The following is a 15,522-nucleotide window of genomic DNA, read 5'->3' as shown; positions in this document are numbered from 1 at the left end:
TCTAAACCCCGGTCGAGTACCGCTACAGACCGGACCACGCCCCATCTAGCGGTCGATCAACACCGGCAATTCGCTGTAGCCCACGGCGACAGACGCATAGAAGCGATGACAGCCGTTGTGGAGCGCATATTTGTAGCGCCCACCGCTCGTCCGCCGCAGTTCGCAGGGCGGCAAGAAACCGTGCGGTGATCGCAGGCCCATCAACACGGGGACGAGCTTGCATTTGCGAAACAGCGGCGTGCCGGGATCGCGGCGCAGGGGTTCGATGTCCAGCAGCTGCACCAACTCCACATGGCTGCGGTCGATGTATGCCTCGCCTCGGACGAGACCCTGATAGGGATAGTATTCCCCGATACGCTGGTGGGACGCCATTTCGGCGAACTCCCACCAGGCATCCGGGATTTCAAAGGTGCCGTCCTGCCGTGGCAGCTGGAACAGCATGCGCCCTAGCCCTTCGAAGAGCGAGGGTCGGCACTGCGCGGAAACGTACGCTCTTCCTGGAAGGCGCCGTCCATTTTCTTGATCTTCACCGAGCCGCCGTTTGGGCCGAGCGCGGCCGAAAGGCTGCCGCCGGCGGTCGCATCCGCCTTGCGTTCGAAGGATTCGACCAAGCGACGAGAGTTATCGTGACGCAGTTCCCATTGATCGCGACGCTCATTGTGGCTGAGCGTGAACTTCGGAAGGCTGCCCATTCATTTTCTCCATGAGTTTAAGACTTTGTTATCCCTCGATACACATCGGGGAGCTGCCCGTTGCAACAAGGTCGATGTATTCTGCAACAAATAGGCATAAATTGCAATATCTAGCTTGCATTATGCAACTTATTGCCCTATACTGCAACTTCAACTGCTTATAATGAAACGGGAATTCCGCATGCAGCACTTCGCCCTCATCCAATCTCTCTGCCGGGTGGCGATGTCGAACCCCAACCCTGCGCTGACCAAACAGGTCGAGCGCCTCCGCAACGCGATGCAGGAGGCTGGTGAGACCAAGGAAGCCGCTGCCTTATCGGCCATCCTGACCAGCGCCGAACGCGCGGAGGATATGACGCCAAGCAAGTTGACCCGGTCCCTTGTCATGACCGGCGGCGAGACGCTGACCCGCAACACCGTGATCCCGGTCGACCGCGAAACGTCGACTCCGCTCGCTCAAGTCATTTTCCAGCAGCAGATTTCAGAGGGCGCCCCCATTTTCAGCGGCGACGTCAGTGGCGCGATCAAATCGCTCCTTGAGGAGTGGTCTCATCTCGAGGCCTTCGACGCCGCCGGCATCAAGCCCAGCAAGACGTGCCTCATCTACGGCGCGCCGGGCACCGGCAAAACGCGCCTTGCCATGTGGATGGCTAAGCAGCTCGATCTTCCTGTGGTGGTCGCAAGGCTAGATAGCTTGGTGTCTTCGTTCCTAGGAACCTCGTCGCGCAACATCGGCACCCTCTTCAATTTTGTAAACCGCTTCCGCTGTGTGTTGCTGCTCGATGAGTTCGATGCGCTGGCCAAGCTCCGCGACGATCCGCAGGAGGTCGGCGAGATCAAGCGCATCGTCAACGCGCTGCTGCAAAATCTCGACGCTCGGGAGCCCCTCGGGTTCACGATCGGCATCACCAACCATCCCCAGTTGCTAGACCCCGCGGTCTGGCGACGCTTCGAGGTCCAGCTGCAGATCCCCAATCCCGACACGCAGCTGAGGCTCGATATGGCCCGTCTTTTTATGATGCCGACCGAAGCGCCGGAATCACACCTGAAACTGTTTGCCTGGTTTACCGAAGGCGCCACCGGCGCCGAGCTCGAGGCCGTGGTTCGCAGCTATAAGAAGCTGAGAGCGGTGAGGGGCGATAAACCCTATGAGCTGCTCGACCTGTTCAGACAGTTCGCAACGCTCAACAGCGGCCGCCTCAACGCGGAACGCCGGCATCTGCTTCAAGATCCGGCCGACCTGCTCGAAGCGCTGCATCGCGACACCGAACTCTCCTTCTCCCAGGCGGAACTGGGCGAGATCCTCAACAAAGACAAATCCACGATCAGCCGCATGCTGAATTCACGCAGTAGGTCGGTGAGAAGCCATGGCTAGTCCTGTTCAGATCGTTCTCAACCCTGACAATTTCTCCGAAGACCGCGATAGGCCGGGCGGTGGTGGTCCCAAGACGGATTTCTTTCTCGACGACGACATTGGATTCGTGGCGCATCGAAAGAATGTCTTGAAGCAGCTGGCGGACGTCACGGCCGGCTTGCAGCGTCAGGCGCCAGCGTTCGGTCCGGTCGGCTTCGTGAAGGTGATCCTCCGCCGGAAGGCCTGGGCGAAAAGCCATCGTCCGCTGCACGCCCTGTTTTCCGAGCGCCGCACGCGCCTTGTCGGCAACCTAGACCTGGGCGAACTCATCGTGGAAGCGACCCCGCAGGCCCTGGCCGAAATTGCAGCGGAAGTGGCGAGGGCCGAGGATCATACCCAGCGGCGCTTTAATGAGCACACCAAGAAGATGGAGGCGGTGCCGACGCCGCGCCGCAGTGAAACGGGCGCGATCGAAAGCGTTGAACTTTATGGCGCAGGGGACCGCCGCCAATTCGACCTCGACCAGGCGGTCTTGTGGCTGTCCAACCCGAAGACCGGCGGCCAATATGAGGTCGAGCTTTTCGAAATCCCGCCCGTGCCGGCGAACTACGATATTGCCGGCTTCCGTCGCCAGCTATTTGAATCGTTTACCGCCGGCCTGCAGCATCTCGGCACTGGCCTTGATGTCCACGCTCTGCCCCGCCGCGTCGGCAGCGAGCAGCCGACCTATGCGGTTCGCCTGGAGCAGTCGGCACAGCCGCCGATTGTACGTATGCTGCCGTCGGCCGGCGAACGTGGCCGTGAGATCGCGCCGTTCGATCCAAACCGCGAACGCCACGCCCGCCTGATCAAGTTTCTGGAATCTCATCCTCTGGTGAAGAAGATCGAATTGCCGGGCGTCGTCGTCCGTAGCGAGGGCGTTGTCCGCACCCGCCCGCAAACCGCGACCATTCAGCAGCGAGATCGTGCGAAAGCTTGGCCCCGCGTTGGTGTGATCGACGGCGGCATCAGCGATGCGGCTCTCGGCGATTGGCTGGTCGGCCGCTGGGACCCGCTTGCTGCGCAGGACATGGACCTCGGTCATGGAACATTCATCGGCGGCATCCTTGTCGCCGGGAGCGCTTTGAATGGACCGCAAACAAGCACTGACGCCGACGGCGTTGAGCTTTATGATATCGCAGTGTACCCGAATTCCGACAACGCGTTCGCAACCTATTATCGCGACTTGACCGGCTTCCTTGATGAAGTCGAGAATGCCATTGCCGAAGCTAAGGCGCAACACGGCGTGCGGGTCTTCAATTTCAGCATGAACGTCCAGGTGCTGGTGTCGGCCGGTCACTACAGCAAGGTCGCATCCCGGCTCGACCATATCGCGGACACGCACGATGTTCTGATTTTCATCTCGGCCGGAAACCTCAACGCCAATGCGGGACGGCCGGAATGGCCTGCTACCCCAGATATGGCCCTGCAGGTGATGGCGGCCTCGCAAAACGATGGGATTCAGGTACCCGCGGAGAGCGCGCGCAACGTTTCGGTTGGCGCTTTGAATCCTGCGGGGCTTGGCGCGCATAGCGTCGACCATGCCCCTGCGCGATACTCCCGCCGCGGCCCCGGCCTGCGGGCATTGGTCAAGCCGGACTTCGCCTTCACCGGCGGCTCGGGTACGCCGATGCAGCCTCTCGGACACGGGCTCTATTCGGTTGCGCCAAACGGCTCTCTCGCAGACGGGTGCGGCACAAGCTACGCAACGCCCTTCATCGCCAAACAGGCGGCGATCCTTGATTCGGAGATTGAAGGTGACGTTTCGCGGGAAACCCTCATTGCGCTGCTGACGCACCATGCACAGACGCCGCTGCCGCTGAGCGACAAGACGTTGAATGTCATTGCCCGCCAGCTGTGTGGTCACGGCATGACAGCGCCGGCCGCAAGCGTGCTGGAAGGCGGGGACCATCAGATTACGCTGGTGTTCGCGAGTCGCCTAGAGAAGGACCGCCAGATGAATTTCCGCTTCTCCTGGCCTTCATGCCTGGTCGGCCCCGGCAATGCTTGCCGCGGCTCCGCCCGACTAACGCTGGTGTCGAGTCCTCCGCTCGACCAGCGCTTCGGAGCCGAGTTCACGCGAATCAATGTGGAGGCAGCACTTCAGCAGGAACAGATCTCGCGGAGCGGCGAGGTCAGCTGGAAGGGGCAGTTGAAGCCACTCTATCTGCCGCCCAGCGGGATCGACCATCCTTATGAAGCCGAACGGGTCGAACACGGCATGAAGTGGAGCCCCGTGAAGACCAGCGGCGCTACCATGCCAAAGGGCCGCGGCGCCTCGACCAACTGGCGCTTGGTGGTAAGCTATCTATCGCGCACCGACAATAGCGAGATGCCAGACGAGGGCGTACCGTTCACGGCGATATTGACGATTTCGGATCCGAAGATGGAGCAACCTGTATTCCAGGTGATGCGCCAGCAACTGCTGCAGAACGTTCAGATCGCTGATATCCGCACTGCGGCGCGCGTCGTGTCCCGTATCTAATCATTTGCACAAGGAAAGGCCGGCCGCCGTCCGCTCTAGGGCACAAAAGGCGATGCTCTGGCCAACTCGAAGCTTTCAGCTCGGCCGTTAGGAGCCGACGTTGCTTTGTAGTACACGCCCTAGTCCAGCCCCTGCGCGGCCGGCATGTCCTGCGTCGGCAGGATGGTCGGCGCAGGCTTGGCCTGACCCACCGTCGGCGCAGGGACCTCGGCCGGCTTCGCCTGCACCACGGCGGCTTGCTGCGCTGCCTGGGCCTGCGGCATCGCCGGCTCGGCCGGCTTCGCGGCGACCGGCGTCTCGGCGCGCCGCGGGGCGGGCTTCGGCAGCGGCACGGCGCGGCTCGCCACATGCGGGATCGACGCCGGCGGGCGCGGCGGGCCGCTGCGGATCACGGTCGGCGGCGGCAGCGCGGTTTGCGGCCCATACGGCGCGACCGCGCGTTCGTCATAGGACGGCGCCATGCCATAGGCGTCAGTGGCGGGCATGAAGCGGATGATCCGCCCGTCGCGGGCGTCGATCACCAGCCGGCCATCATCGCCGCTTCTGTCGATCACCGCGATGGTGTAGACGCTGCCGCGCAGGCGCGGAATGCCGAGCGGCGAGAAGCCGTTTTCGCGCAGCACGGCATATACCTCGGTCGGCGGCAACAGGGCCGGCGCCGGGCCGCGCTCCTCGTAGTGGCCGTAACCGTAACGCGGCGGGGCGGCCTCCGGCGGCGCGTAGGGCCCGTCGAAATCCGAGACGGCGATGACGGCGCCTCGGGCGATCCCGCTCGCGGGAACCTGGGCCTGCCCCGCACTGGCACCCAGGGCCACCACGGCGGCGGCCACACATCCTGTGAAAAACTTCATGATCGAGACGCTCCTGTCAGGCCTTGCGGCGGCCGCCCTCTTTCGCTTCTCGCGGCGTGGCGCGCCTTCCGAAGGGTTGATCCGAAGCTTCATTTGGGATTTCGGCGCCGGCGGGGCCGGATCAGGGCGTGTTTGCCTCAAAACCGGGGCTGCGCAACTTTTGGAAAGCGATTGATTGACTTCTGCGGAATCGGGACTTCCGCGCGCTTGTGTGCTAGACAAAAATTTGGCAAGGTGATGGTTAGGACAGGAAGACTGTCTCAATTTTGCTTGCGGTTCCGGCATAGGGATTGCAGCGAGAACTGGTGCTCTCGAGCGCCGGCAAGGTACCAGGCAAAGCCGTTCTCGGGGACGAAGAACGCCTAGGCCTGAATTTAAGAAAATGCGGCTCGCAGAGGACGAGCGGTGGCCCAGGAGCGGGTGCCGCGGGACGCCCAAGGTGCGCCGAAGATGGCGGTGAGGCAGCTTGCCGCATGGAGAGGACAGGAACAATGAACGGGTCGCAATTCGAGCGCGCAAGCATCGTGGCAGAAGAGCTGTCGGCGACGGTCGCCTCGAAAACGACCGATCCGATCACCTCATCGATTCAAGAGCACAATTCGCGCCCCGAAGCCGAAGGCCTGTATGATCCGAGCCTGGAGAAGGATTCTTGCGGCGTCGGCTTCATCGCCAACATCAAGGGCAAGAAGTCGCACGAGATCGTCTCGGACGCGCTGAGCATCCTCTGCAACCTCGAGCATCGCGGCGCCGTCGGCGCCGACCCGCGCGCGGGTGACGGCGCCGGCATTCTGGTGCAGATCCCGCACGCCTTCTTCAGCCGTAAGGCCTCCGAACTCGGCTTCAAGTTGCCGGCGCCCGGCGAATACGCCATCGGCGCGTTGTTCATGCCGCGCGACACCGCCTGGCGCAACGTGATCAAGAGCATCGTCGCCGACCAGATCAAGGAAGAGGGTCTGACCCTGCTCGGCTGGCGCGACGTGCCGACCGACAATTCCTCGCTCGGCGTCACCGTGAAGCCGACCGAGCCCGCCTGCATGCAGGTGTTCATCGGCCGCAACGGCACCGCCAAGACCGAGGACGAGTTCGAGCGCCGGCTCTACATCCTGCGCAAGTCGATCTCGCAGGCGATCTACCAGCGCCGCGACCGCGGCCTTGCCGGCTATTACCCGTGCTCGATGTCCTGCCGCACCGTGATCTACAAGGGCATGTTCCTCGCCGACCAGCTCGGCAAGTACTATCCCGATCTGCACGAGGCTGACTTCGAGAGCGCGCTCGCGCTCGTGCACCAGCGCTTCTCGACCAACACCTTCCCGGCCTGGTCGCTGGCGCATCCCTACCGCATGATCGCGCATAACGGCGAGATCAACACGCTGCGCGGCAACGTCAACTGGATGGCGGCACGCCAGGCTTCGGTCAGCTCCGAGCTCTACGGCAAGGACATCAACCGGCTCTGGCCGATCTCCTATGAGGGACAGTCGGACACCGCCTGCTTCGACAACGCGCTCGAATTCCTGGTGCAGGGCGGCTACTCGCTGCCGCACGCCGTCATGATGATGATCCCGGAGGCGTGGGCCGGCAATCCCTTGATGGATGAGAAGCGCCGCGCCTTCTACGAATATCATGCCGCGCTGATGGAGCCGTGGGACGGCCCCGCCGCGATCGCCTTCACCGACGGCCGCCAGATCGGCGCCACGCTCGACCGCAACGGCCTCCGGCCCGCGCGCTATCTCGTCACCAAGGACGACCGCATCGTCATGGCCTCCGAGATGGGTGTGCTGACGATCCCCGAGGACCAGATCATCACCAAGTGGCGGCTGCAGCCGGGCAAGATGCTGCTGGTCGACCTCGAGCAAGGCCGCCTGATCCCGGACGACGAGATCAAGGCTTCGCTCGCCGCCAGCCATCCCTACAAGGAGTGGCTGGAGCGGACCCAGATCGTGCTCGAAGACCTGCCGAAGGTGCCGACCACGGGCGTGCGCTCGAACCTGTCGCTGCTCGACCGTCAGCAGGCGTTCGGCTACAGCCAGGAAGACATCACCATCCTGATGACGCCGATGGCGGCCACGGGCGAGGAAGCCGCGGGCTCGATGGGCAACGACACGCCGATCTCGGCGCTGTCGGACAAGGCCAAGCCGCTGTTCACCTACTTCAAGCAGAACTTCGCGCAGGTCACCAACCCGCCGATCGACCCGATCCGCGAAGAGCTGGTGATGAGCCTCGTCTCTATCATCGGGCCGCGGCCGAACCTGTTCGACCTGCAGGGCATGGCCACGACCAAGCGCCTCGAAGTGCGCCAGCCGATCCTGACCGACGCGGACCTGGAAAAGATCCGCTCGATCTCGGAGGTGGCCGAGTCGCACTTCAAGTCGCGCACGCTGGACACCACCTTCCACGCCGGTCTCGGCGCGGCGGGCATGGACCAGGTGCTGGACGAGCTCTGCGCACGCGCCGAAAGCGCAGTGCGCGAGGGCGTCAACATCATCATCCTGTCCGACCGCATGGTCGGCACCGACCGCGTGCCGATCCCATCGCTGCTGGCCTGCGCCGCCGTGCATCATCACCTGATCCGCACCGGCCTGCGCACCTCGGTCGGCCTCGTCGTCGAATCCGGCGAGCCGCGCGAAGTGCATCACTTCGCCTGCCTTGCCGGCTACGGCGCCGAAGCGATCAATCCGTACCTCGCGTTCGAGACCATCACCGCGATGAAGGACCGCCTGCCCGGCTCGCTCGACGACTATGAGATCGTCAAGCGCTACATCAAGTCGATCGGCAAGGGCCTGCTCAAGGTGATGTCCAAGATGGGCATCTCGACCTATCAGTCCTATTGCGGCGCGCAGATCTTCGACGCGGTCGGCCTCAAGGCCGACTTCGTCGCCAAGTTCTTCGCCGGCACGCACACCCGCGTCGAGGGCGTCGGCCTTGGGGAGATCGCGGAAGAAGCCGTGCGCCGCCATGCCGACGCGTTCGGCGAGGCGCAGGTCTACAAGACCGCGCTCGATGTCGGCGGCGAATATGCCTATCGCAGCCGCGGCGAGGACCATGCGTGGACCGCGGAGTCTGTGTCGCTGCTGCAGCACGCCGCGCGCGGCAATTCGCAGGAGCGCTACCGCGCCTTCGCCAAGATCCTCAACGAGCAGTCGGAGCGCCTGTTGACGCTGCGCGGCCTGTTCCGGATCAAGAGCGCGGAGGAGGAAAAGCGCAAGCCTGTGCCGCTCGACCAGGTCGAGCCGGCCAAGGACATCGTCAAGCGCTTCGCCACCGGTGCGATGAGCTTCGGCTCGATCTCGCGCGAGGCGCACACCACGCTCGCGATCGCCATGAACCGGATCGGCGGCAAGTCGAACACCGGCGAAGGCGGCGAGGAAGCCGACCGCTTCAAGCCGATGCCGAACGGCGATTCCATGCGTTCGGCGATCAAGCAGGTCGCCTCGGGCCGCTTCGGCGTCACCACGGAGTATCTCGTCAACTCCGACATGATGCAGATCAAGATGGCGCAGGGTGCCAAGCCCGGCGAAGGTGGCCAGCTGCCCGGCCACAAGGTCGACGCGACCATCGCAAGAGTCCGGCACTCGACGCCGGGCGTCGGCCTGATCTCGCCGCCGCCGCACCACGACATCTACTCGATCGAGGACCTGGCGCAGCTCATCTACGACCTCAAGAACGTCAACCCGACGGGCGACGTCTCGGTCAAGCTCGTCTCGGAGATCGGCGTCGGCACTGTGGCCGCAGGCGTTGCCAAGGCGCGTGCCGACCATGTCACCATCGCGGGCTTCGAGGGCGGCACGGGTGCTTCGCCGCTGACCTCGATCAAGCATGCGGGATCGCCGTGGGAAATCGGGCTCGCCGAAACCCACCAGACCCTGGTGCGCGAGCGGCTGCGCAGCCGCATCGTGGTCCAGGTCGACGGCGGCTTCCGCACCGGCCGTGACGTCGTGATCGGCGCGCTGCTGGGCGCCGACGAGTTCGGCTTCGCCACCGCGCCGCTGATTGCGGCCGGCTGCATCATGATGCGCAAGTGCCATCTCAACACCTGCCCGGTCGGCGTCGCGACCCAGGACCCTGTCCTGCGCAAGCGCTTCACCGGCCAGCCCGAGCACGTGATCAACTACTTCTTCTTCGTCGCCGAGGAAGTCCGCGAGATCATGGCTTCGCTCGGCTTCCGCACCTTCAACGAGATGGTCGGCCAGGTGCAGCTGCTCGACCAGACCAAGCTGGTCGCGCATTGGAAGGCCAAGGGGCTCGACTTCTCCAAGCTCTTCGTCAAGCAGAAGGAAGAGAAGGGCCAGAAGATCTATCACTCCGAGCGCCAGAACCATCATCTGGAGGCGGTGCTCGACCGCACGCTGATCGAGAAGGCGCAGGCAGCGCTCGATCGCGGCGCGCCGGTGAAGATCGAGGCCGCCATCAACAGCACCAACCGCTCCGCAGGCGCGATGCTGTCCGGCGCGGTGGCCAAGATCTACGGCCATGCCGGCCTGCCGCACGACACCATCCATGTCAGCCTCAAGGGCACCGCGGGCCAGGCCTTCGGCGCCTGGCTCGCCCACGGCGTCACCTTCGAGCTCGAAGGTGAAGGTAACGACTATGTCGGCAAGGGCCTCTCGGGCGGCAAGATCATCGTCAAGCCGCCGAGGAACTCGGCCATCGTGCCGGAAGAGAGCATCATCGTCGGCAACACCGTGATGTACGGCGCGATCGAGGGCGAGTGCTACTTCCGTGGCATCGCCGGCGAGCGTTTTGCCGTGCGTAACTCGGGCGCGGTCGCCGTGGTCGAGGGCGCGGGCGATCATTGCTGCGAATACATGACCGGCGGCATCGTGGTCGTGCTCGGCAAGACCGGGCGCAACTTCGCGGCCGGCATGTCCGGCGGTATCGCCTACGTGCTCGACGAGGCCGGCGACTTCGATAAGCTGTGCAACCTCAGCATGGTCGAGCTCGAGCCGGTGCTGTCGGAGGAGCTGATCAACGCCGGCACCTATCACCATGCCGGCGACCTCGAGGCGCATGGCCGGGTCGACGTGTTCAGGAACCTGCTCGCCTCCGACGTCGAGCGGCTGCACGTCCTGATCTCGCGCCACGCCAAAGCCACCGGCTCCAAGCGCGCCGCCGACATCCTTGCCAATTGGAAGGACTGGCTGCCCAAATTCCGCAAGGTGATGCCGGTCGAGTACCGGCGCGCGCTGCGCGAGATGGCGGCCAACGCGGACGCCGAGCCGAAAATCGCGATCGGGGCGTAAGGCATTACACCTCGTCATTGCGAGCGAAGCGAAGCAATCCAGAATCTCTCCGCGGAAAAAAGACTGGATTGCTTCGTCGCTTCGCTCCTCGCAATGACGGTGAGGAAACAACAAGACGAATTTAAGCGGCAGGGACTTCGGGTTTAATGGGCAAGATCACGGGTTTTCTGGAAATCGAACGGCACGACCGCAAGTACACCCCGGTCGCCGAGCGCGTGAAGCATTACAAGGAATTCGTCGTTCCGCTCTCCGAGAAGGAGGTGCGCGACCAGGCCGCGCGCTGCATGAATTGCGGCATTCCCTATTGCCACGGCACCGGCTCGGTCGCGCCGGGCACGCCGGGCTGTCCGGTCAACAACCAGATTCCCGACTGGAACGACCTCGTCTACCAGGGCAATTGGGAAGAAGCCTCGCGCAACCTGCATTCGACCAACAATTTCCCGGAGTTCACGGGGCGCATTTGCCCGGCGCCGTGCGAAGCGTCCTGCACGCTCAACATCGACGACAACCCCGTCACCATCAAGACCATCGAATGCGCGATCGTCGATCGCGCCTGGGACAATGGCTGGCTCCAGCCGGAAGTCGCGACTGTGAAGACCGGCAAGAAAGTCGCGGTGATCGGCTCGGGTCCGGCCGGCATGGCCTGTGCGCAGCAGCTGGCGCGCGCCGGCCACGACGTCCACCTCTACGAGAAGTACGCCAAGGCCGGCGGCCTGCTGCGCTACGGCATCCCCGACTTCAAGATGGAGAAAGGCGTCATTGACCGCCGCGTGGCGCAGATGGAAGCTGAAGGCGTCACCTTCCACTACAACAGCCATGTCGGCGCTGAGGGCAACGTCGATCCGCGCGAGATGCTCAACGAGTACGACGCCGTGGCGCTGACCGGCGGTGCGGAAGCCCCGCGCGACCTGCCGATCCCCGGCCGCGAGCTCGCCGGCATCCACTACGCCATGGACTTCCTGCCGCAGCAGAACCGCCGCGTCTCCGAGGAGCCGCTCGGCGGCGTCCAGGAAATCCTGGCCGGCGGCAAACATGTCGTCGTCATCGGCGGCGGCGACACCGGTTCGGACTGCATCGGTACCTCGCTGCGCCAGGGCGCGCTGTCGGTGACCCAACTCGAGATCATGCCCGCTCCCCCTGAGCGCGAGAACAAGGGCCTGACCTGGCCGAACTGGCCGCTGAAGATGCGGACCTCCTCGAGCCAGGCCGAAGGCGCGGTGCGCGAATACGCCGTGCTGACCCAGAAGTTCTCGGGCGAGAACGGCCAGGTCAAGAAGCTGCACTGCGTCCGCGTCGACGACAAGTTCAAGCCGATTGCCGGCACCGAGTTCGAGCTCGATGCCGAGCTGGTCCTGCTCGCGATGGGCTTCGTCCATCCCGTGCACGAGGGCCTGCTCAAGCTGCTCGCGGTCGAGCTCGACCCGCGCGGCAACGTCAAGGCCAACACGCTGGACTACCTGACCTCGCGCCCCAACGTGTTCACCGCCGGCGACATGCGGCGTGGGCAATCGCTCGTCGTGTGGGCGATCCGCGAGGGCCGGCTGTGCGCGCGGTCGATCGATACGTTCCTTATGGGGAAGACGGATTTGCCGCGCTGAGATGTCATTCCGGGGCGCGCGAAGCGCGAGCTATGGTGCGCAATTGCGCACCTGAGAATCCATTCATCACCAACCCAGACGCCCGATGGATTCCGGGCTCGCGCCAAGTGGCGCGCCCCGGAATGACAATTGGAGAGAGCCGCGCCTTTCGGCTTCGTCTCGTGCGACGCGCTAACAAGCGCCTCAATTCTGCAGCCGCACCCCGAGCAGCACCACCGTGCCCTGCGAGCTCGAGCCCGGCTGGCTCGAATTCAGGATGTCGTGGCGCAGCGTGCCCTTGACCCAGATGTTGCGGTTGAGCTTGTAGATCAAATTGCTTTCGAACGAGTAGGTCTTGTCGTTGCGGTTCTGGCCCTGGTAGTCGAGCGTGCCGTAGGTGAACTTGCCGACCGCGGTGAGCCAGCGGCGGAAGTCGTGGTCGACTTGGGCGGAGTAAGTGCGCACCAGGACGCCGGATGAGCCGGGGACCGTGGTCTCCGATATCTGCGTGTCGGTGAAGAACTTCACCGTGGTGAGGCCGCTGGCGCTCCAGATCAGCGAGCCCGTGGTCAGAAACCCTGCGAGCTGGCTGAGGCGCGGATCGGTGTAGCTGCGCGCGGAATAGCCGACCGAGATCTCGCCGGTGAGGATGCGCGAGAACTCGAAGGACGAGCCGACCTTGGCATAGCCGCCATTGGAATCGCGGAAATAGCCGTTGCGGTCGGAAGCCTGGTCGTGGACGCGGGTATCGCCCTGGATCTCGACGAAGGGTTTTAGGCCGGGCTTGAGGTCGTAGGAGAAGCGGCCGACGCCGCCATATTGGTTGAAGTTGCGGTCGTCGTTGCTGAAGGTCGAGCCGTCGGTGAGCTTGGAATCGGTGTAGGCGGTGCGATCGATGGTGGCGCCGGCCGCGACCTGGAAGCGGTTGAAGGTCTGGTCGAAGCCGAGCGTCGTGCCATAGGCGGCGTAGACCGGATATCTCTGCAGGCCGGCCTGCACATTGGGGCTGCCGGGATTGTCGGTGGCGAGCCGCAGGCGCAGCTGCGAGGTCAGCTTGAAATCGCGGGTGACGTCGAGCCGGCCGTCGACATGGCCGTTGAAGTCGGGACGATTGGCCTCGACCGGCGACGGCGAGGCCAAGCCGTTGATCGTCGCCGGCATGTCGTTGGTGTAGCCCGAGAACGAGCCGCGCAGATCGGCGACCAGTGCGTGGCGCTCCCAATCCGACACCACGAGCAGATCGGGCGCGATGACATAGGCGGGCGAACCGACCGGTCTGTTGAGGCGCGTCGGATTGCTGTCGTAGCCGGCGGAGAGTTCGAGCCCGCCCTTGATCAGGAAGCTGCCGGCGTAATCGCCGACCGCGCCGAACGGATCGTCATCGGCCTTGAGACGGCGGCGCAGCGGCTGGCCGGGCACGTTGCCCGCCATCGCCGCCGGCACCGGGACCTTGTGCGCGGTCTCGGAGGGCGGTGGCGCGATGCGCGGCGGGCCCAGCGTCGTGGCCGGCGTTGCCGGCGGCGGCGGTGAGCCGGGACCGGCGGCGCGCTTCGGCTTCGGCTGGCCCGGATAGAGCTTGGGCTGCTGGCGCTTGCGGTTGAGCGAGTCGTAGCCGGAGCCGCTCGCGCCGGTGGCGGCCGGCAGGCCGTAGGTCGGGACCTGACCGACACGCGAGCTCGCCGGCGCCTGCTGGCGCTGGCGCGGGTCGGCGTTGGGATCAGGCAGTTTCGGCAAGGCGTCGGAGGGCGCCTGGGGTACGCCGGCGGTGCGGCGGGTCGGCAGCGTCTCAGGCGAGGCGAAGGCGCCGCGGTTGGGATTGAACAGGTCGGGCGTGAGCCCCTGGGCCGCCACCGGGCCGCTTGCGAGGGTGGTCAGCGCGAGGCACGGCAAAGAGGCGCGCAGGAAATGCGCGACCTTGCTCCGGCCCCTGCCTGGAGACGACCCCACGATGGAATTACCCCAACGAAATCAAACACTTTCTCGATCATCCCCGCCGGCTGGCGAGAACCATCGTTAATGGAGTTAAAACAATTATGGTTAATGACCGGTTGAGGGCGTCCGGCCGCGCGTCGCCTCGCTGATCGGGGCGTGCTAAGCAGGCGCCAATGGGCGAACGCCCCTCCTCCCTGGACCCGACCATGCCGAGCTCGAAACCGCTGATGACCCAATCATCCGGCTCCATTCCCGATAGCGTCGAATCCGCGCTCCGCACCCTGGAGACGGAGAGCGGCGGCATCAACGCGCTCGCCGCCGCGCTGCGCGGCCCGCTGGGCGAGCCGTTCGCCAAGGCGGTCGAGCTGATCCGCAATGCCAAGGGCCGCGTCATCGTCACCGGGCTCGGCAAGTCAGGCCATATGGGCCGCAAGATCGCCGCGACGCTGGCCTCGACCGGCACGCCTTCCTTCTTCGTGCACGCCGCCGAAGCCGGTCATGGCGACCTCGGCATGATCACGCCCGACGACGTCATCCTGGCGCTGTCCTGGTCCGGCGAGCAGCCGGAGATGAAGAACCTCGTGAACTATTCGGCGCGCTTTGCGATCCCCATGATCGCGGTGACCTCGAGCGCGTCGTCCTCGCTCGGCCAGGCCGCCGACCTCGTGATCGAGCTGCCCAAGGCGCGCGAGGCCTGCCCGCACAATCTGGCGCCGACCACCTCGACGCTGATGCAGGCCGCGATCGGCGACGCGCTCGCGATCGCGCTGCTGGAGGGACGCGGCTTCACCGCGCTGGAGTTCGCGCATTTCCACCCCGGCGGCAAGCTGGGCGCGATGCTGAAATTCGTCCGCGACTACATGCGCACGGGCGCTGAGATTCCGCTCAAGCCGCTCGGCACCGAGATGTCGGAAGCCGTGGTCGAGATGTCGGCGAAGGGGCTCGGCTGCGTCTGCATCGTCAACGATGCGGGCGAGGCCGTCGGCATCATCACCGACGGCGATCTGCGCCGCCACATGCGGCCCGATCTGCTGACGGTGACCGTCGACGAGATCATGACGAAGCAACCCAAGACCGTGCCGCCCTCGATGCTCGCGACCGAGATGATCGAGGTGCTGAACACCCGCAAGATCACCTCGCTGCTGGTGACGGAAGCGGGCAAGGTGGTCGGGATCGTGCACCTGCACGATCTGCTGCGCGCGGGCGTGGCGTAGGGCGCCCAGCCCGCTTCACCCGTCATTCCGGGGCGCGCCACTTGGCGCGAACCCGGAATCCATTTCACCCCGAGGTCGCTGCCCGATGGATTCCGGGCTCGCGCTTCGCGCGCCCCGGAATGACGGTGAGGATGAGACGCT

General features: G+C 64.8%; 10 protein-coding genes. 6 read left to right on the top strand and 4 right to left on the bottom strand.

Annotated elements, in window-relative coordinates; translation table 11 throughout:
- Window positions 1-45: 45 nt before the first annotated feature.
- Window positions 46-441, bottom strand: coding sequence for a hypothetical protein (locus I6F21_RS09675; RefSeq protein WP_225183088.1), 396 nt, complete (start codon window positions 439-441; stop codon window positions 46-48).
- A 5-nt stretch (window positions 442-446) separates the two neighbouring features.
- Window positions 447-692, bottom strand: coding sequence for a DUF2188 domain-containing protein (locus I6F21_RS09670; protein WP_225183087.1), 246 nt, complete (start codon window positions 690-692; stop codon window positions 447-449).
- 181 nt (window positions 693-873) lie between these two features.
- Here I6F21_RS09670 and I6F21_RS09665 point away from each other — a divergent pair, with 181 nt between their 5' ends.
- A complete protein-coding gene (locus tag I6F21_RS09665; RefSeq protein ID WP_225183086.1) occupies window positions 874-2,067 on the top strand; it encodes an ATP-binding protein in 1,194 nt (397 codons plus the stop codon).
- Window positions 2,060-4,570, top strand: a complete 2,511-nt coding sequence (locus I6F21_RS09660) for a S8 family peptidase (protein WP_225183085.1) — start codon at window positions 2,060-2,062, stop codon at window positions 4,568-4,570. Before I6F21_RS09665 ends, I6F21_RS09660 begins: the two co-directional genes overlap by 8 nt.
- A gap of 119 nt (window positions 4,571-4,689) precedes the next feature.
- On the opposite strand, the gene I6F21_RS09655 is transcribed toward I6F21_RS09660, so the two are convergent.
- Window positions 4,690-5,421, bottom strand: a complete 732-nt coding sequence (locus I6F21_RS09655; RefSeq protein ID WP_225183084.1) for a hypothetical protein — start codon at window positions 5,419-5,421, stop codon at window positions 4,690-4,692.
- On the opposite strand from I6F21_RS09655, the gene I6F21_RS09650 reads away from it, so the two are divergent.
- The 3 genes from I6F21_RS09650 (at window position 5,420) to I6F21_RS09640 (ending at window position 12,256) form a co-directional block, all read left to right on the top strand.
- Complete coding sequence (locus I6F21_RS09650) at window positions 5,420-5,596, top strand: hypothetical protein (RefSeq protein WP_225183083.1); 177 nt, start codon at window positions 5,420-5,422, stop codon at window positions 5,594-5,596. The two genes, I6F21_RS09655 and I6F21_RS09650, sit on opposite strands and share 2 nt — an antisense overlap.
- A 316-nt stretch (window positions 5,597-5,912) precedes the next feature.
- Window positions 5,913-10,658 (top strand): glutamate synthase large subunit, encoded by a 4,746-nt coding sequence (gltB, locus tag I6F21_RS09645; RefSeq protein ID WP_225183082.1) that lies wholly within the window; start codon window positions 5,913-5,915, stop codon window positions 10,656-10,658.
- 146 nt (window positions 10,659-10,804) lie between these two features.
- Window positions 10,805-12,256 (top strand): glutamate synthase subunit beta, encoded by a 1,452-nt coding sequence (locus tag I6F21_RS09640; RefSeq protein WP_225183081.1) that lies wholly within the window; start codon window positions 10,805-10,807, stop codon window positions 12,254-12,256.
- 183 nt (window positions 12,257-12,439) lie between these two features.
- Here I6F21_RS09640 and I6F21_RS09635 read toward each other — a convergent pair whose 3' ends face one another.
- Entirely contained in the window at window positions 12,440-14,182 is a 1,743-nt protein-coding gene (locus I6F21_RS09635) for an outer membrane beta-barrel protein (RefSeq protein ID WP_225183080.1), read from the bottom strand.
- Window positions 14,183-14,373: 191 nt separating this feature from the next.
- Here I6F21_RS09635 and I6F21_RS09630 point away from each other — a divergent pair, with 191 nt between their 5' ends.
- Window positions 14,374-15,381, top strand: coding sequence for a KpsF/GutQ family sugar-phosphate isomerase (locus tag I6F21_RS09630; RefSeq protein ID WP_225152941.1), 1,008 nt, complete (start codon window positions 14,374-14,376; stop codon window positions 15,379-15,381).
- Window positions 15,382-15,522 lie beyond the last annotated feature (141 nt).

The organism is Bradyrhizobium sp. NBAIM03, from assembly GCF_020194055.1.
Classification (GTDB): Bacteria; Pseudomonadota; Alphaproteobacteria; order Rhizobiales; family Xanthobacteraceae; genus Bradyrhizobium; species Bradyrhizobium yuanmingense.
Note: the sequence above shows the minus strand (reverse complement) of the source record. Positions and strands in the feature narration are given on the sequence as shown.